14 protein-coding genes are annotated in these 18,284 nt (G+C 45.1%); 6 read left to right on the top strand and 8 right to left on the bottom strand.

All coding sequences use genetic code 11. The annotated features are described in order from the left end of the window. The first annotated feature begins 210 nt into the window (after positions 1-210). The 4 genes from JOD82_RS18015 to JOD82_RS18000 all read left to right on the top strand — a co-directional run bounded on the left by JOD82_RS18015 (position 211) and on the right by JOD82_RS18000 (position 3,869). Complete coding sequence (locus JOD82_RS18015; protein WP_029518385.1) at positions 211-729, top strand: thioredoxin family protein; 519 nt, start codon at positions 211-213, stop codon at positions 727-729. Between the two features lie 241 nt (positions 730-970). Beyond that, the gene (locus JOD82_RS18010; RefSeq protein ID WP_049817030.1) at positions 971-1,261 is read left to right on the top strand and encodes an ArsR/SmtB family transcription factor; all 291 of its coding nucleotides are present in this window, start codon (positions 971-973) and stop codon (positions 1,259-1,261) included. Positions 1,262-1,333: 72 nt separating this feature from the next. Continuing rightward, complete coding sequence (locus tag JOD82_RS18005; protein ID WP_029518384.1) at positions 1,334-2,515, top strand: MFS transporter; 1,182 nt, start codon at positions 1,334-1,336, stop codon at positions 2,513-2,515. 19 nt (positions 2,516-2,534) lie between these two features. Beyond that, positions 2,535-3,869 (top strand): ISL3 family transposase, encoded by a 1,335-nt coding sequence (locus JOD82_RS18000; protein ID WP_069011054.1) that lies wholly within the window; start codon positions 2,535-2,537, stop codon positions 3,867-3,869. A 94-nt stretch (positions 3,870-3,963) separates the two neighbouring features. Here the strand turns inward: JOD82_RS18000 and JOD82_RS17995 are convergent, their stop codons facing one another. Then, positions 3,964-5,337 (bottom strand): sugar phosphate nucleotidyltransferase, encoded by a 1,374-nt coding sequence (locus tag JOD82_RS17995; RefSeq protein ID WP_049817031.1) that lies wholly within the window; start codon positions 5,335-5,337, stop codon positions 3,964-3,966. 160 nt (positions 5,338-5,497) lie between these two features. Here JOD82_RS17995 and JOD82_RS17990 point away from each other — a divergent pair, with 160 nt between their 5' ends. Further along, on the top strand, positions 5,498-6,193 hold the full coding sequence (locus JOD82_RS17990) for a response regulator transcription factor (RefSeq protein WP_069011053.1): 696 nt from the start codon (positions 5,498-5,500) through the stop codon (positions 6,191-6,193). Positions 6,194-6,235: 42 nt separating this feature from the next. On the opposite strand, the gene JOD82_RS17985 is transcribed toward JOD82_RS17990, so the two are convergent. From JOD82_RS17985 to JOD82_RS17975, 3 genes are read right to left on the bottom strand one after another with little or no spacing between them, the layout of a single operon-like run. Then, positions 6,236-10,663, bottom strand: a complete 4,428-nt coding sequence (locus JOD82_RS17985) for a polysaccharide biosynthesis protein (RefSeq protein ID WP_069011052.1) — start codon at positions 10,661-10,663, stop codon at positions 6,236-6,238. Between the two features lie 50 nt (positions 10,664-10,713). Beyond that, positions 10,714-12,450: an ATP-binding protein gene (locus tag JOD82_RS17980; protein WP_069011051.1), complete on the bottom strand. Its 1,737-nt coding sequence runs from the start codon at positions 12,448-12,450 to the stop codon at positions 10,714-10,716. Further along, on the bottom strand, positions 12,447-12,896 hold the full coding sequence (locus JOD82_RS17975; protein ID WP_069011056.1) for a hypothetical protein: 450 nt from the start codon (positions 12,894-12,896) through the stop codon (positions 12,447-12,449). The genes JOD82_RS17980 and JOD82_RS17975 overlap by 4 nt, the downstream gene beginning before the upstream one ends. A gap of 45 nt (positions 12,897-12,941) precedes the next feature. On the opposite strand from JOD82_RS17975, the gene JOD82_RS17970 reads away from it, so the two are divergent. Beyond that, on the top strand, positions 12,942-13,649 hold the full coding sequence (locus tag JOD82_RS17970; protein WP_069011050.1) for a response regulator: 708 nt from the start codon (positions 12,942-12,944) through the stop codon (positions 13,647-13,649). Here JOD82_RS17970 and JOD82_RS17965 read toward each other — a convergent pair. The 4 genes from JOD82_RS17965 to JOD82_RS17950 are packed head-to-tail and all read right to left on the bottom strand — an operon-like array spanning position 13,617 to position 18,089. After that, positions 13,617-14,528 carry a glycosyltransferase family 2 protein gene (locus JOD82_RS17965; protein ID WP_029518376.1) on the bottom strand — a complete coding sequence of 304 codons (912 nt, stop codon included), beginning with the start codon at positions 14,526-14,528 and terminating at the stop codon, positions 13,617-13,619. The two genes, JOD82_RS17970 and JOD82_RS17965, sit on opposite strands and share 33 nt — an antisense overlap. Then, positions 14,488-15,714 (bottom strand): glycosyltransferase family 4 protein, encoded by a 1,227-nt coding sequence (locus JOD82_RS17960; RefSeq protein WP_029518375.1) that lies wholly within the window; start codon positions 15,712-15,714, stop codon positions 14,488-14,490. The genes JOD82_RS17965 and JOD82_RS17960 overlap by 41 nt, the downstream gene beginning before the upstream one ends. Further along, on the bottom strand, positions 15,698-16,963 hold the full coding sequence (locus JOD82_RS17955; protein ID WP_209949761.1) for a lipopolysaccharide biosynthesis protein: 1,266 nt from the start codon (positions 16,961-16,963) through the stop codon (positions 15,698-15,700). Before JOD82_RS17955 ends, JOD82_RS17960 begins: the two co-directional genes overlap by 17 nt. 4 nt (positions 16,964-16,967) lie before the next feature. Continuing rightward, entirely contained in the window at positions 16,968-18,089 is a 1,122-nt protein-coding gene (locus JOD82_RS17950; protein ID WP_029518373.1) for a glycosyltransferase, read from the bottom strand. Between the last annotated feature and the right edge of the window lie 195 nt (positions 18,090-18,284).

The following is an 18,284-nucleotide window of genomic DNA, read 5'->3' as shown; positions in this document are numbered from 1 at the left end:
CTACAATAGTTACCTATATTATACAACATTAACGCGGTGTCGTCTTAAACAAAATTAACATAAAATAGGCTGTCGAGACTTTCTCGACAGCCTGAAGAAGCTTTCCCTACGGGAAAGCTTCTTTTTTATACATAATGAGACAAGTGTTACAGTGAAAAACGAAAAAATCATTTATTGTAAGTTTGAGATTGTAAAAAAAGGAGGGTTTCTGTGAAAAAAGGATATATCGCCGGGTTAAGTGTCATTGTATTGCTTCTCATTGGTATCGCTATTTCAGCTGTAGTTAAATTTCAAGATCTGGAGCAGGTTGTTCAGCAGAAAGATAAAGAGATCCAAGCAAGCAAAAGCAATTATCCCGAAATATATGACCACTTGAATGCGGTTACACTAGATGGTTTTAAGCGTTTGATTCAGCAGGATCAAAGTGTGTTTGTCTATGTCGGCAGACCCAGTTGTGGAGACTGCAACCGGTTTGAGCCTAACTTTAACAAGATGATCGAACAGTATAATCTAGGCTCTAAAATTACTTTTTTGAACGTTCACAAAATCCATAAGGACAAGCCTCAATGGAATAAATTCAAAGAGGATTACAACGTTAAATACACCCCCACTATTGCAGAATTCAGAAACGGCAAGCTGGTTGATAAAATAGAATGGACGCCCAAAAGAGACCTCAGTACGGATGCTGTAAAAGAGTGGCTGACTTCCAAGAAAATTATTATTTTATAAGTCTCTTTTCTATTCAATTCATTACAAACACAGAGAACTGTTTATGCAAAAAAAAGGTATTCATTCGTATAACGCATGAATACCTTTTTAGGAATGCACAGGTCTTCCAAGCTCTAATAAAAAAGGGGCATTCGGATTTTATGGTGGAGACAAAATCAAAACATTTCACTTAAAAATCGGAGAATATGGTGGTATTTTTCTAAAGACTTGATTTGTAGCGATATCTTAGTACAATGGTTTTATGACTACTCAAAACATAATAAATGATGAGCTCAGAGTCAAAATATTTAAGGCGTTAGCTGATGAAACAAGATTGGACATCATACGAGCTCTATACGCCAGCAAGAAGGAAATGAATTGTGGAGAAGTAGGACACATTCGCGATACTACGAAATCGAATACTTCGTATCACTTGCGTGCTTTAAAGGAGGCGAAATTGATCAAGGTACGAAAAGAAGCTCAAACGAAGTATATGAGCATCGATTTGGAGACATTTCAAACTTACTTACCTGGATTTCTGGATACATTGTAGAAAGAAATTCTTTTTTTATTCATTAGTTCAATAATCTTTGAACTATAGAACTAACTAAAAAGGGTGAATAAAATGATCAAATTAACTGCTTTATTTTTCCTCATCATGTTTGTTATCGGTACGGATACGTTTTTGATATCTCCGCTCATCCCCACTCTTCAGAGCTTGTTTCATATCCCAACTGAATATTCCGGTTGGATGGTAGGGTCTTATGCTTTAGGTTATGCCATTTTTGCACTGATTGCTGGACCGCTTTCCGATGGATGGGATCGCAAAAAAGTAATGCTTTCCGGCATGATCTGCTTCTCTGTTTCAACCATGTTATGCGGCTTTGCCACAGGTTTTTGGTCGATGTTCTTCTTCCGTTTTTTAGCCGGAGTCAGCGCAGCATTTACGGCGCCTCAAGTCTGGGCATCGATCCCTACTCTGTTTCCAACGTCAAAAATCGCCAAAGTATCAGGATTCGTCATGGCAGGCTTGGCTGCTTCCCAAGCGTTCGGTATCCCTATTGGAAGTCTGCTTGCCTCAACCCATTGGTATTATCCTTTTTTTACAATCGGTGCATGTGCATTATTGGTAGCAGTATTCATCTTCTATGCTTTGCCCGAAATGAAACCAAATCAAGGCCAAAAAACCAGGACTCCGATTTTCAGTAGATACATCCCACTATTGAATAGCCGAATGGCAAGAAAGGCTTTCCTCGCTCATTTCTTATTTCAATGTGGATTCTTTGCTGCCTTTTCTTTCATTGGAAAATGGGTGACGGATCGCTTTCACCTTTCAATTGATCAAACGGGATACGTAATGTTTTTTCTAGGTCTTGGGAATATAGTCGGGAGCTTTGGCGGTGCCTATGTGATCAAAACGTTAAACCGTTTCAATACGCTGGTTGTAGGCTTTCTTGTCTCTATCATATGTTTTATTGTGTTGCCTCTCTTGCCGTCGGTTGCGGCTTTCGAAAGTGTTTACTTTTTCATATTCGTTAACATGGGGATCTCTTTTCCCCTAATATTGGGAATGCTGAATTCACTAAATCCGACCATCCGCGGCACGATCTCCAGCTTGGCCAATTCAAACATGTACGCTGCGACAACGCTCGGTTCTTGGATCGCAGGCCTGATTTACGCGACTTTTAACGGTTTTTCCGCCGTAGGCATGTTTGCGGCTATATGCTTTGCCGGTTCGTTGTTATCTTTTATATTCAGCGGTATTTTGACCAGTCACGCGAAAACAAAGAAGGAGTTTGCATCATAAATGCATAGAAGAAATTCATATGGATATTTTAAATCTTCCAAACTTCAACATATTAAGTATTAGTGAAAATGAATTTGATTTTCTAATACAAGTGGTGACGAACTCTCCACCTTTGGCTTGCCCTCATTGCGGATGCATAGCCAACCTCTACAAACACGACAGCAGGGAACAAGTTTATATGGACTTGCCCATTCATGGCAAGCGTGCAGGCCTTCTTATAAAGCGTCAGAGGTATCGCTGTAAAGATTGCAATCGAACCTTTTGGGAACACTTAGATCACACCATAGACGAAAAGCGAAACTGTACCAAACGATTATTGTCTTATATAGAGAAGCAAAGCCTTAAACGCACGTTTGTCAGCATATCCGAGGATGTTGGATTGCATGAAAAAACGATACGTAACATCTTTCGTGATTACCTCAATCGTCTTATAGTAACGCTTCGTTTTGAAACTCCTAATTGGCTTGGGATTGACGAAATACACATTATTAAGCCAAGATGCGTTTTAACCAATATTGAGGAACATACGTTGTTAGACGTTTTGCCCAATCGTAACAAGGAAACCGTTATAGACTGCCTCTCACGCCTTCCAAATAGAGGACAAATACGATACGTCACAATGGATATGTGGCAACCATATAAGGACGCCGTGAGGGCTATCTTGCCAAAAGCTCTTATCATCGTCGATAAGTTTCATGTTCTCCGTATGGCAAACCAAGCGTTAGAAACCATTCGTAAGCAGCTCCGAGAAGGATTATCGCCAAAAGAACGCCGCGGGCTGAGGCACGACCGTTTTATCCTCCTAAAACGCCATAAAGCGCTTACAGAGATGGATAAAATTACGCTTGACCTTTGGACAAAGAATCATCCTTCTCTCGGCACTGCTTATGACTTAAAGGAATCATATTTCGATATTTGGGAATGTGATAGCAGACAGACGGCATTCCTTAAATACAACGAATGGAAAGCTAAAATACCAACTGAACTGCAATCCGCTTTTGAACCACTTACAAAGGCTATGAAGAACTGGGAAGAGGAAATATTCGCCTACTTCGACCATCGCATTACAAACGCTTATACGGAGTCTCTAAACAGCCTTATTCGAGTCATTAATCGTTTAAGCAGGGGATACTCTTTTGAAGCCCTACGAGCCAAAATACTCTTTACAGAGGGACTTAAAAAGCAACGTAAGCCTAAGTACCAGAGGCGGTTTGATAGCTACGATCTACGGGAGGAAAACTTCCCGATGTTTAATATGCCACCTATTGAAGTTGTTCGTAAGCCAGAAGAAATAATCTTGCTGGGAATCGATTTTTCCACCTTGATCGAGAAATTGGAGAAGGGCCAGCTATAAACCCTTCTCCGCCATAAAATCCGAATACTCATAAAAAATAGTTCCTACTACTCTTCACTGCCTTCTGATAAACCTCGTTCGTATCTATCAGTCCCTATATTGTAGACACTTCATGAGTATGGTCGTCAATCGAATCAGGAAATTCATAACGGATAATATCCGTTTCGGATACGATATGTCCGATTTGTGACTCAATGAATTCTAAATCTCCTTCTACTGCCCCTATAAAATGCTTTGTACCGGGTTCAATGACGATGACCTCACCGGGGCTGACTGTCTGTATCACGCCATTGATAGAGACACTCCCGGTTCCAGAAACTATAGTCCAAACTTCTTTACGAAACTGATGCTCATGATAGCTGATAAATCTCCCGTTTGAAATGACCACGCGTTTGGTCACTGTCTGCAATCCACTTGCTGCCGCTTGATGGGATAACACCGTTTGCTTTCCCCAGAAGCGCTCCTCAAAACGTGGTCCGATTTCAATTTCCGCCACCATATCCTTAATTCCTGTGGATGACTGCCGATCCGTAACCAGCACGCCATCCGGCCCGGCAACGACGATAATGTCCGGGACATTCCAGATACTGACCGGAATCTCCAGTTCATTGATGATATGCGAGTCATGTGAAGCTTCTGAAATATATCCTGGACCACTCAGCTTCGAGCTTACTTCTCTCACCAACGAATCCCATGTGCCCAAGTCTCTCCACTCTCCATGATATGGAAGCACAGAGAGCTTATGAGTATGCTCTACTACCGCGATATCGAAGCTAGTTTTAGGCAAGTCTGCATAATTTGTCGAAAGAGATTCATAGTCGGCTGGTATACCCATTTGCTTCAGAATATCCAATAAAAAGCCCAGTCTAAAAGCAAACACCCCGCAATTCCATAAGGCCCCTTCACGGATCAACGCTTCTGAACGAATCAGATCCGGCTTTTCTACAAATGAACTAACCCTATAATATGGCTGGTCAAGTGAAGGAGAGGCTGAAGGCACAATATATCCGTATTTATCAGAGGGTTCCGTCGGAGCAGCCCCCATTAATGCGATATGGCTTCCTGATTGCTCTAATATGGAAGGAAGCCTGCGCAGATGCTCAAAAAATTCATCTCCCGTATACCCGTCCACAGGCATGACCCCTACGATCTCGTCGAGTGATGCGCCTGCAACGTCATGCAAGTAGGCCGTAGCCAGGGAAATGGCCGGGAAAGTATCTCGCTGAGTCGGCTCCTCAATCACTACAGCATCTCCGCCAATTTGTCCTCGAATCAGCTCGGCCTGAGTTCCACTCGTCGAAAAATAGGCCTCATCTGCCAAATTCGCCTCATCTAATTGCCTCCATATTCGTTGCAGCATACTTTCGGGCCGTTCGTCGTGACGTAGTATGGAAAGAAACTGCTTGGGACGGTTCACATTGGATAAGGGCCACAGACGTTTACCCGAACCTCCAGATAATAAAATCATTCGCAAAGATGCAACCTTCTTCCTGTAAATTAATATTTTTCTTACATTATAAGACTGTTCATTTTTCGCATTTCTGCCGAATACATAAGTATGTATTATCGTGGCAAATACATGATTATGCAATGCTATTGTATCTTTGTCTGTACAGGAGATGTCAGTCATGCCCATAAAAATACTCATCATTGAAAATCAAAAAGGTTTGGCAGATATGATTGCTCTTCACCTTCAGGAGGAAGGCTATCATACCGAGCTTATTTATGACTCTAAACTTGCAATTCCTACACTCATGCGTTTTAAGCCGGATATTATTGTGACCGCTCTAATGTTTTCCGGTAAAGTCGAATGTGCGCTGATCAGCCAAATCCGTCAATTTACCACAGTCCCTATGCTGGTCATCTCTAATAACACCGTGCTGAATATAAGAATAAAAGCTCTGGATGACGGAGCAGATGACTTCTTATGCAAGCCGTTCAGTCTGATAGAGTTAAATGCCCGCATCAAAGCCCTGCTGCGCCGCTGCGGCCGCAACATGCTCACTGAATCGCAAACGGTAACTCAAAAGAATAAAAAGGTAAGGGTATGGGTGAATGATTACCGTCATTGTCTGTTAGTCGATGACCAAGAAATAGAAGTCACTCAAATCGAATTTTCTATTATAAAAGAAATGTCCTGCAATCCAGGTAAAGTCTTTACCCGCAGTGAGCTGATGGATCGGATCAAAGGCGGAGATGGCGCTTATCTGGATCGCACTATCGACGTACATATTTCCAGCCTCCGCAAAAAAATAGAACGTGACCCTAAAAATCCTCAGCACATCCGTACCGTCTGGGGCAGAGGCTACAAATATGAGATGTAGCCGTATCATGGCTACCCATTTCCCCACTGAGCAGCTTGCTTTTTATGGAAGGTTTCGCTTCTTCCATCGCCGATAAGGAAGAAAACAAGCTGCTCCACCCAGTATCCCTATGAGGAACAGTCCCCATCCGAAACGGTAGGCGGAAGCCAGAATAACGACGACTTTCCCGTTCCCGTTACCATTGGTAATAAATCCGGTAGTTACTCCATTCACAGACAGACGGGCTCGCTGATTTTCGCCACCCAGCCTGAACTCCCATAGTGGATTGGGTGATTCGGTCTCCCGGATCAGCACCTGCTGATGCGTCGGATTATATAGCGTAAAACTGCGTTCCATGGAATTCTCACGAGTAGCCTGAATGCTTTCCGAAGCATGTGGTGCCATAAAAAAGGTATCCATATCCGTTCCCTCAAACAACGTAAATTGATCCACTGTAATCATGGCTTGATAAGGGATAATGGAATATTCCTTCATTTGAAATAAGCCTGACTGCTTCTTGTGCGCATGCGCTAAAATTTGAAACTGCATCATGGCGGTTCCTGCCGGTGCCTTCACAATTTGATCATAATGATTCCATTGTTCCTTATCTCTCTCCTCCACCTCATCAATATAGGAGGTTTGGAGAACCTGGGACGCTTTATTCAAAAATATGACCTTCATGTGCCGACTTCCAACTTGTGCTGATCGCGCATCCAACTGCACGGCATACTCTTGCAGCGGCTCGGCCTTCATTTTCTTGGACGCATATATATTCAAATCACAGGAATAGCTAGGTGCGTAACGGATAGAGAGTCCTTCGTCCATAAATGACAGGTTCGTCTGGCCAGGTCGTATATCCGCTACACATCCGACATCCGTGTCTAATGACTCCTTCGTGTTCTCCCCAGGCATTACCGTCACTTCCTGCCCGCCCATTCGATGAATATCTCCAAAACGGCTCAATGACGGTACTTGGCTGTCCAGCACAAGGGTTAAGTGATACTTTCCCTTGGTTAGGAACAGATTTTTGAATTCTATTCGGCCATAGTCGTTCAGCAGACCGGGAATTTGTATGATTTTCTTGGCAAAACCATCCTGATCGGGCACCGTTTCAATAACCTGCTTTTCAGATAAAGAGGTAGCGGGTAACCGCTTATACGACTCTTCCGTACGAATCGTTCTGGTCAGCACCTCTCCCGTCTCTTCATTCACCCACTTCATCGTTAATGACCCATGGTATCCTGCAGGTAGATTAGCCAAAATAGCTGTGGCATAGGTTCCCGTTTTGGCGACTTCCACATCCCTGCTTAACGTCCCCTTCTGATAGCTGATCCCCCGCCCCATACTAAGTCTTGGTAAAGCACGCTCCGTCTGCACATTCCCTTGGGCGTTAAAATCGTTCTCTGCCTCCAAGGTGAAAAAGAGCTTGCCCCGCTTCAATGCCTGCTCCACTGGAAAAGATAACTGATCTAGCTGATCCACAGGCACAATCGCAAATTGATTGACCGCATTAAAACCTTGCAGGTTATTAACCGTGACTGGAGTATCTCCTTTTGGAAAAACATGTTCGCCCAGATCGACCCATTGAAATTGGTTTAAACCATTATCCTGGGTCTTGATACTAACCACTTTGTCCGGTAGCGTGACTTGTAATTTCCCGCCTGCCTTATTCATAAACACTCTGGCATATACATGCGAGGTTTGAGGTTGATCCAGTTTTTTGTGCATCGTAAACGTGTTAGGCTTACTGTATTGCCCCAAATCACGTAGCTGGATATCATGAATCCACCAGTAATTTTTTTGCTGTGGGCGCTGCAGGGTTAACAAATCCATTCGCATCCAATAGCTGCCGGGCGGCGACACGTATTCCCCGTAAAATTTCACACTGTCAAAATTATATCCCTCCGAAGGCGCCACGACATAGCTAACCCCCAGTTCACGCATTTTCTTATCGTAAAATCTCATTTTCACATGCATTTTGTTCGTCCCACGACCGGAAACGGTAATTTGGAACTGATACGGATTATTTTCCTTGGCTTCCAGCAAACCTGATCGAGCGACCTGCCATATATTACTCGGGTCTCCCTTCATAATTTCACCATGCAGAGTTGGCACATCATTCAATTCCTCACGGGGATTAGCCTGCACACTGAACAACTGCGGGTTATCCGGCTTGAAGAAGGTTTCGGTCCGCAACATGGAATCAAAGTCCACAACCGTCTTCCCTTCGATGCTGCTCATCTGATACGGGGCCACATCCAGCTTCTTACTGGCAAAGGTGACCGCAATCCCTGCATCCATTTCCATATCGAACGGAAAGTTCCGTATATTTTGGGAGGATAAATACCACAACCAATCGTTGGTCGAGGCAAAGGTTTTGGACCATTTTAAAAAGGCATTACCATCCTCAATAGCATCAAAAGGCCGTAAGTAATCCTCTGCTGGAAGCTGTGACAATAGCAAGTCATTAAAGGACGCCGCTTCCACATAATCCCCTTTGTTAATCGTCTGGATGGTTTTTAGCTCAGGCTTTAACGCACTGAACAGCACTCCAAAGCGGCTAAAATCAAAACCAGGCAGATGACTGTAGCTCTCTAGTCGGCTAAAACCGTAAGGTGTTACAATTTTACTCGCAAGGATGTTCATATAGGGCGGTGTCTGGTCGAGATTGAATATGGAAAATAGCCCGTTCTGGTACGTACGTTTCAGCCCGGTCTGACCTTCCAGCTGAGAGAGGTGGAAATCCTGACGCTTCTCCTGTCCCACATATTCATCATGGTAGACCAACTGGTTAACACCAAAGGTAGAGAACAGCCAACCTAATCGGGAGCTTAATCCGTTGTCCATGACATACTGTAGAAAATTCATATAGTATGTAATACCGGGATCATTGCCCTCATGATGAAAGATCGTATTTTTAGGAGAAGAGTATACCTGAAAATCTCCGGTTGCCTTTTCGTTTGCGGTCTTCCCTTTATTCCATTTGGGCGTGGCTACTCCGTTATAGCTCTGAATCATATTGTCAGCAATCGGAAAGTATAATGCCTTGCTATCGAAACGATCCGGATCAGTCAGCTTTTCAGCCATTTGACCATAAGCCTCCGGCACTTGTACTGGCTTGTAGTACCCCTCAATGAACTGAGTGCGCAAGGGAGCAAAATATACCCCCAGACACAGGACGACGATAACGACCGCCAGCTTTTTATATACACGCTGTAGCGGCGATGATCCGAACCATTCCATAAATTGAATGACACCAAAGGTCAGCAACACCCCGAAATTAAGGGCAATCAGTCCAATAAATTTGTTAGGATCACGGAAAACCGAACCAATCACAGGGGTTTTCGTAACCAGAATGACAAACCACTTGGCAATCGATGGGAACGTCGTCCCGGTAGCTGCAACCAGAAACAGCAGCGTAAGTAGCGAGAAGATCAGAATGATCGGATTTTTATGTGAACGTGTCACCATCGCATACCCGATCAATAGCAACAAAAATCCCCCTCCTACATAAAACATGACAGGCAGTGAGGACAAGGAAAACATGGGCCACCAATAGCTCAGTAAATAACCCACATTATTTAAACTGCTGTTGCGGCTGAACAGAGACAACGTATCCACGACATTGATATTATGCTGAGACGCTTGAGCGTCCATCAACATGCTACCGACATATAGAGACAACCAATAAAAACTGAGCAGACCGAAAAACATGCCAAAAATGATCCCTTTACGCAAAAAATTGTCGTATAACGGCTGCAAATAGGTGCGACCAGCCTTACGGTGGGTCCAGGTCAGCTTGATCAATAGCAACATGGTGAACAAGCCCAAATAAATCATGCCGAAGAAAAAATAGTGAATTGCCGCAGCACTAACGGTGAATACCGCAGCCAACAGAAACAGGTCGATCCAGTTCCGCTGATACAACTTGTGGGAATGATAGTTTTTAATTTGTTGAATTTGAAACTTGGGGTCCACCGCACTGAAAAAGAATCGCAGCATTAACGGAAATAAACTATATCCACAGAGCAAATAAATATGCTGAATGCGGAAAATAACCCACGGATTCAACGCATAAAACAACGAGCCGACCATGATGGCAAAAATACGGGTCTTCGTAAAGCTTGGTGAATAATACACGCTAACCAATCGTTTGGCAAAGGCATACATCGAAAATGCCGAAACAAATAACAAGCCTGTAATAAACGACTTGAGCAAGACCGGTCCGCTTTCGTCAAATAAGAGTGACAGTCCATAGAAGGGCAAGATGTACAGGATACGTGGAGCATTGAACAAGGTCGAGGTAGACCATCGCTCGTTCCATACCCCGGTTATTTCCTCCAGATACCGATGAGAGGTGGCTCCAAAAGCAATGTCGCTAAACACAATTTGCCCTGGTCCATAGATGGGTGCAAGATATGCAACAATCGCAATCAGCATCAACATCATTGCCGCCATATCGTAACGATAGCGAAATACCCATTTTTTCATGCTTGTCCCCCTCTCTTGAACTTCTCGTATATCCGTCGGTTATCTTGGGCCTATCTTCTCAAACGAACGATTGCCTGCAAGCCCTGATCGGTATTACGCAGCTTTAAACGGCCGCCTATGGTCTTCAGGTATGCATCCATATGGTACAGGCTGAACGCATGCTCCTGCGAGTTTTGGGAATAGTCTGGCTGGAAATAGCTCCAACGCATTTTATCATCAATCCCGCCGCCTGTGTCCTCAATGATAATAACAATTTCTCCTTCTTCCAACCGTGAACTAACCTTAAGCACTTGAGATTGTCGCTTGGACCGCAGACCTGTTCGGCCCTGTTCCTGATCCTCAGGCAGTTCTCCGCCTTGGCGTCCCATGGCCTGCACTGCATTTTCCAGCAGTCCCTGAATCGTTTTGTACAGCATGGGTGCTTGTGCTGCAATCGATGGAACAGGCTCTTGCCGCAAGATCACTTGAATGTTCTTCATGTTCAATGAACGGTTCGCCCATTTCAGCGACTCAGACAATACTTCATTCATATCTGTAAAGCTAATTCCACTATTATCATGCATCTTCTCTTCCAGCTCATCGCGCAAGCTACGGACTCCCGTCAGTAACTCTCCCAGTGAGGATTCCTGTCTGAGGCGACCCTGGATAAAATTTTCATTCAACTCGCGAAAATACTCTAGTTCCTCATGAGAGGCTCCTTTTCCCTGACTGGAAGCCGCTTCAAAGTGGTTTGCTAGATCATGATAAAATCCCAGCAACTTCAAATCATCACCGCCTGTGAGACGGCTAGTCTGCTCTTGCAGCTCTTGCAGTTGCTGCTCAATCGTCTGCATTAACGGCAAATAATACATGTCCTGCTGCTGTCGCATATCTTCATCTCGCCGTTGATCACGCACCTGGTTGTTCACGATGGCATCCTTTACAATCCTTTTGCGGAACTGTACGAGCATGGCCCACAGAATGAACAATATTAGAACCATGACCATCCACAACTGTTTGCGGAAGGAGCTGATTCGCTGTGCTGTATCCTCGCTGACATCCTTAACCGATATGTAAAGGGCTTCTTCCCCAATGCGGCTAAATCCTATCCCGTATTTTTCACCGTCATCTTCAATGACACCTGTATTGCCCTCCAGCAGCCTACGGGTGACGCCCGTGATGTCCGTTCGGTTAATATCCGGATTACTTCGGGAAGCTACGACCTTAAATTGACCGTTATAAAATAAAGTCTCATACTGGTTAACCGGTTTACTTTTAATAATTCCGCTGAGCATATCAGCGTCAACCTTGCGCACCATAAAACCGCCCATCTGCGCTCCTTGAATCCTGCATGCGATATACTGGGCAGGCTGATGATCCTCTGTCACAAAAGAGCTTACTGCACAACCATTTTGCAGCCACTTAATCTGCTGGACCGCACTTTTCATCTCACGATTATCTCGTCCGACCATCACATGATACTGTTCATCCAGCACATAAAAGGCCCCGCTTTCACGCTTAAACCCCTCAGGATACTGGCGTGTTCCCTGATTCAGCATATCTCTGCCCAGACTGGACGACAGCTCCTTCAATTCAGCCTGCCATGCGGCATAACGCTCGGTTATGCTGCTAGAAAGTTCCTGTACCTCATACTGGAGCTGTTCGTTCTGAATCTCCGCCAAGTGAACACTGAATTGTCGCACGACAAACCATTGAAGCACAGCGGCCAAAAACACGGTCACACCCAGTACGATCAGGTACAGGATCAGCTTTTGCCAACCTGGTTTCAACAAAGCCCATTGTTTCATGCTTCCCTGTCCCCTCCATTTTGTTCACGACGGCTCAAAATAGCCTGCATCAGGCATTCCAGCTCGTAGCTGACCAGCGGTAGCCGTGCGCACAGCAACCGGGGAGTGCGGCGCTGGAGGGCAGCAAACCTCGCAGCGGTTTCCGTTGCCCCGTCCGTCAGTAGGATCAACTCGCATGTTTTTGCGATATATAAGCGATCCAACACTTCCTCGCCGTATTCCCGCAGATCAACAACGTAAATATCATGACGATCGTCCATATGCTGAAGTGCGCTGGAGACAACCAGGGTCACCCCTGTATGCCGTGCAGCATGATACTGATGAAGGAGACGCATACCTTTTTCCCAGAGGGCATGCTCAGCCGAATCAAATCGTTCACAAAAAAGACGCAACGCCCGTTCTGTATTGACATCTTTCAAAAATGCCAAAACGCTGATATTATACATGTAGTTCCTCATTTCTTACTTCCTGATTGGAGTTGCGCAGTTCTTATGACACCCCAAAACATTCTATTTGTTGACGACAGCCCTATGGTTCTGTCCCTGCTTGAACGGACCTTGACGCAAGAAGCATTCACCTTACATACCGCTCACACGCCCAAAGAAGCCCTACAAGTGCTGGAACAGCACCCGATTGATGTGGTCGTTTCCGATCTGCTCATGCCTGGTCTGGATGGGATTACCTTCCTTCGCATGATTAAGAAAGATTATCCACATATCGTACGAATCATTTTGTCTGGTCACCTGCATACGCAGTCCATTTTATCGGCGATTAATCAAGTCGGTGTGTTCCGTTTTTTGACGAAACCGCTGGAGCTGGATGATGATACGCTAAAAAAAATACTGTATGAGGCGCTTGATCAAGCCAAACTCAATCGAAACAGCCTGCATGCAGCAGACCAGAACGTAGCTTCCGACCTGTCAGTATTTATAGACAGCATTTTGAATGCCCCGTACCGACCCTATGTGCTGCTGAATGAACAAGATATCGTAACTGCTGTACACATTGCACTTGCTGAGCTGTATCCTGTTGGCCGCTCACTACGTCATCCTGACGGGGAAGGTATTCAGTTAACCACGCATTCATTATACATACCGTATGAGGAGTCGGAATCTTCCGATCCCGACTTGTACACGCTGGATACGCTGACCCTCGGACATTCATCGTTACGCCTTATCCGCCTTAGCGAGATCGCCTGAGTGACGGGTGCCGCCCTTTAACACGGCGGCTACCCCAATCACAGTTAGGCATACATACATCCACAACATCCCCATCGTCAGCAACGGGTGACGGATATAGTTTTTCAAATTCCCCCACGTATACAGCACCGGACGGAAGAAATACCAACGTTCCAGTGCCTTTCGTAATCCGCCCTCTTCAGATGACATCGTACGATCCATCACTGAAAAGTAGTAGGCTTTTTTACGTAATACATCGTGCAGATAGACCTGTTTTTCATCATGATATACCCGTGTAAATACCGCCCGGCGAATGACTCCACCAGACTCTATATAACGTAAGGTCGGCTGTATTTCTTCAAAAGCAATCTGCTCCGCATTAAACCCGCCCGTCGATTCATAAGCGCTCATTCGCCAGAAGCGTGCCGCTTCAATGGAGCGTTTTCCCAAGGTCTCACCCGCGTTATTAATCACATTTCGCTCAAAAACTTTCACTTTGGAAAAAAAATTGTCCGCTTCCGAATACGCCTCCTCCGGAACGACCAAAGCGCCAATATCCTGATGATCATCAAAAAAGTCGATGCTCTGCTGAATCAGATGTTCAGCTAAAATCATATCGGAATCCAATACAAATATGTATTCGGCACCCAAGCGTTTCGCTTCCTCAACCGCTCTAACCCTAGCGACTCCCCGCTCCCCATGGGGAAGCTCCAATACCGTTACGGGTACTGCGCTCCCTGCCGACAGCATACGAATCGTCTCGACGGTCCGGTCACTGGAGCCATCATCAGCAATTACAATATGCAGATCCTTGTAATTTTGCCCCATACAGCTTCGCAAACAAGGCTCTATCGTCCGTTCATTGTTGTACGTGGAGAAGAGAATGACCACTTTGTCCACTCTGTTCCGCCTCCTCTATCCAATCTTCCATCAACTGCTCAAACGCAGCAGCCGTATGATCAAAATGGAATCTTAACGCATATTGATACGCCCGCTCACGGATGGCCATGTAATCTTCGCCGCCCTTCGCTGCTCTTTCCATTTGTTCAGATAATCCCCGGATGTCGCCGTGAAAGCATAGATATCCGCTCTTCCCAAAATCCGTTGCATCCACCAGACCCGGTGAATTGCTGACAATGCTGGGCGTTCCAACCGCTGCCGCTTCGGTAATTGTCAACCCCCAACCTTCACGCAAGGAAGGAAACACCAGCGCGTGGGCACGACTCATCAGCTCCAGCTTATGCTCTGCTGAAACAAATCCGTAAAAGGTAATATCAGCTTGCGATTGCCCCTGTTCATCCGGTTCTCCGTATGTTAATCCATACCGTTTCATAATCGGCAACAATTGTTCTGCCACATAGGTTTTATCGGTTTTTCCGGCAATCCATAACATAGCCTGAGGGAACTTTTCCTTGAGCTGCCCAAAGGCCTCAACGACCAGATCAATGCCTTTATATTTGACGAAGCGCCCAGCGTACATGAAGGTCGGATTAGGTTCCTTCGTTAAAAATTGTTCGCGCGGCCAATGATCAAACTCAATGCCTTCCGGTAAAAGATGAACACGATCCGGGTGAAAGCCCAGCTTAAGTAGATCATACCGAGTAGACGGAGATACCGTAAGCGTTCGATCCTTACGAGCCAGCTTAAGCATCAAGGGTTCCATATGAAACCCAATAACATTTAGCGGGAATTTGGCGTTCTCAAACCATATTTCCCTTGTTAGCTGATGTATGAAAAAAATCCGCTTGGATGCCTCCACCCAAAATCGGGTAAAGAATTGATGCGTATTCGCCTGGTTAATCACATAGTCGATCTTCCTTCGATGACGACGGTAATAGCGCATCGCATAATAAATAACACTGTATATGTTTCCTTTTCGAATATACGTAATACCGTCGATAATTTCATGCTCAGGCATCCCCTCAAATTGGGGTGAAAAATGAATGAACTGGAAGCGGCCTTGTTGTGAGCGTTTAAGCATTTCGTGGGTGAAAATTTCTGCTCCTCCGCTTTTAGGTGAACGTATGTCACGCCAGGACAGCAATAGAACTACGGTTTTACCGTCCTGTTCATGTATGGTATTCATGGGGTACATCCCCCTTTATCTTTATTTTGAACAAATGCACATAGGCGTCTATCACAAAGTAGAGAGCCATAGCTCCGTAAACCATGAACTCAGATAGCAAGAAATCTACCGGCTCTGTGTGGGCAATATGAAAGGCTACTAATAAAGCCGCGGCTCCTGCCATCAGACTGAACATAAATTTGCGTCTGCCCATCAATACGTGCACATGCACAAAAAACAGCACGATGGAAAATAACCAGTACACCCATCCCCCCCATGGAATATAGGCCTCGGCCGATTGGTAAGAGGCTCCGAATAATATGGGTATAGAGGATGGGAACACAAAGGTCGTGCCCACATATACACAGATCGCAGCTACAGCCATTAATCCGGCATAGACGGCAATCAACTTGCCCAAAGCTTGGCGGTCATGCCCCTGCGCACCGAGCTTTGGAATAAAGGCAGCAATCAGGCTATACGAAACGTAATAGACCAACTGGCTGTACTTCAGCGCAATGGCATAGCTGCTGGCCTGCTCGGGAAAGTAATGCTGTACATACAACATGTCGATAGAGATACAAAACAAAATGAATAAATTCGTCATAAGGCTATCGGTGAAATCCTGACCCAATGACTTCCATAGCCCAGAAGGGATATGTTCTCCACTGGTTGTGAATAAGGACAAGCCACGAGCCGAAACGATCCAGCCGTGGAGTAGCGACAGCAACATTCCCCCACAGCTCGCCAATAGTAGGGCTTCCAGCTTTAACCCCAGTGCAGCCAGAACAAAAAACAAGCTCAGCTTCCCTATTACTTCAATGTAATAGTTCACATTGAGCGCCAACATGCGTTCCCTACCCTGTAAATCTCCACGGCACGAACTCACCAAAATATGTAGGCCGATCAAGCCATACAGCATGAATAGCGGGGCGGAATCGACGCCTAAAAGCGAGCGCAATAACGGATGAATGATGAGTAAAATGATCATGGCAAGCACAGTTAGCACCAAAGGTGCTTTTAGTAATAGAGAACCGAGCGGTAAGCTACGTAGCGCAAGCATCTTGCCACCCTTGGATACCAGCTTGGCGGTCAATAGCTGGATGGATAAGCCCAAAACGGACAACAGTGCAAAGAGGGCCAGCAGCGCATTCGCTTGACCATAAGCTTGTCCGGTAAGATACCAGCTCGCTGCAATGTGGAAGAAAAAATTAAATCCGTTAAGCAGCACATTAAAGAGAGGAAACATCAACGATCGCAATCGGTTGTTCACGTTGTTATCTCACCCTCCGATCCAGTCGCCAAATATCAATGATGGAGCGCAAAAAACGAATAGAATCCTTCCAGACATGGATGTGCGAGCCATCGCGGTCAATACATTTGACGGGTAATTGCAGTACACGGAGTTGGAGCCGCTTGGCAATAAACATCATTTCCAGATCCAGCGCCAATCCGAGCTGTTCCTTTAAATGTGGAAACATCCGCTTCACTGCAACCGAACTCATCACTTTAAGCCCAGTCTGCGAATCCACCACACCTGTGGGTAAAAAAGGACGTGAAATGACCCGTTTACCAAAGCTGACAACAGATCGCAATAAAGATCGATTCTCGGCGGTCATATCCTTGGTTCCGATCACGACATCATAATAGCCCTGCTGAACAACATTAATCATTCTGGCAATATCCTCAATAAAAAAAGAGTCGTCCGCGTCCACAAATACGTAGTAATCCGCACCAATGGTCCGCATCCCTTCCAGATACGTCCCTGCCTTACGTGTATTGCGTCCCAATTCCCTTGTTTGAAGCAGCGGACTAAGATTCTGATTAATCCGGTTTACGGACAAGTCCGTTGCTGCCTCCAGCGCTTTAATCAAGGCATGGGTGCCATCGTGGCTGCCATCATCAATGAGATAAATCGAACCTTCAATAATATGGCTGCGGATAAAGGCTTGCAGTCGTTCAGCAAAGGTTTTGACATGAACAAAACGTTGCTCTTCGTTATATACAGACAAGATAAATGCAATATGTTGGCTTTTGGTCGAATACTCGGGATAGAGCAAGCTTTGTATTTCCGAAAGCATTTCTTCGGTGTCATTGGCTTGCCAAAATAGCAGCCGCAAACGGCCTACTCCGGTGATTTGCACCATATGCTGATCACTGAACGGAAATGTTACATCCGTCACCAGTAACAATGGCATTTGCGGAAATTGGCTGCGGATCTGATTGGCTTTCCGCACCGCCTCCCCCGGCTCCCTATAATCAATCAAGCAGCAACATGCGTTCTCGTAGACTGAAGCTGCCTCCGTGTCCTTGCACTGTATATATTGGTAAAAACAAATTACATTGGGATAATCAATAGCCCTGTCATTATCGCTAAAAATGGCTATAGGTCCCTGCACACAAACCTCTCCTTTTCCTCCGAATAGTTCTATTTTGTTGAAAAAGAATTAAGAATGTTTGTTTATAGGGATTAAATTAATGTCCAAATACTTCATATTTTCTTAACAAAATAGCTGACACTCCATGATATATAAGAGAATAAGAGAAGAAAAACTGATTTTCATATTTGATAAAAACAGAGTATTTAGACCTGA

Source organism: Paenibacillus sp. 1182 (assembly GCF_017833915.1).
Taxonomy (GTDB): domain Bacteria; phylum Bacillota; class Bacilli; order Paenibacillales; family Paenibacillaceae; genus Paenibacillus; species Paenibacillus polymyxa_D.
The sequence above is the reverse complement of the archived record's forward strand: the minus strand, read 5'-3'. Positions and strand labels throughout refer to the sequence as shown.

What these genes read in the sequence shown, in the direction of transcription:
- JOD82_RS18010 (WP_049817030.1), top strand. Translation starts at nt 971, where the DNA reads ATGACTACTCAAAACATAATAAATGATGAGCTCAGAGTCAAAATATTT.
- JOD82_RS18005 (WP_029518384.1), top strand. Translation starts at nt 1,334, where the DNA reads ATGATCAAATTAACTGCTTTATTTTTCCTCATCATGTTTGTTATCGGT.
- JOD82_RS18000 (WP_069011054.1), top strand. Translation starts at nt 2,535, where the DNA reads ATGGATATTTTAAATCTTCCAAACTTCAACATATTAAGTATTAGTGAA.
- JOD82_RS17995 (WP_049817031.1), bottom strand. Translation starts at nt 5,337, where the DNA reads ATGATTTTATTATCTGGAGGTTCGGGTAAACGTCTGTGGCCCTTATCC.
- JOD82_RS17990 (WP_069011053.1), top strand. Translation starts at nt 5,498, where the DNA reads ATGCCCATAAAAATACTCATCATTGAAAATCAAAAAGGTTTGGCAGAT.
- JOD82_RS17985 (WP_069011052.1), bottom strand. Translation starts at nt 10,663, where the DNA reads ATGAAAAAATGGGTATTTCGCTATCGTTACGATATGGCGGCAATGATG.
- JOD82_RS17980 (WP_069011051.1), bottom strand. Translation starts at nt 12,450, where the DNA reads ATGAAACAATGGGCTTTGTTGAAACCAGGTTGGCAAAAGCTGATCCTG.
- JOD82_RS17975 (WP_069011056.1), bottom strand. Translation starts at nt 12,896, where the DNA reads ATGTATAATATCAGCGTTTTGGCATTTTTGAAAGATGTCAATACAGAA.
- JOD82_RS17970 (WP_069011050.1), top strand. Translation starts at nt 12,942, where the DNA reads ATGACACCCCAAAACATTCTATTTGTTGACGACAGCCCTATGGTTCTG.
- JOD82_RS17960 (WP_029518375.1), bottom strand. Translation starts at nt 15,714, where the DNA reads ATGAATACCATACATGAACAGGACGGTAAAACCGTAGTTCTATTGCTG.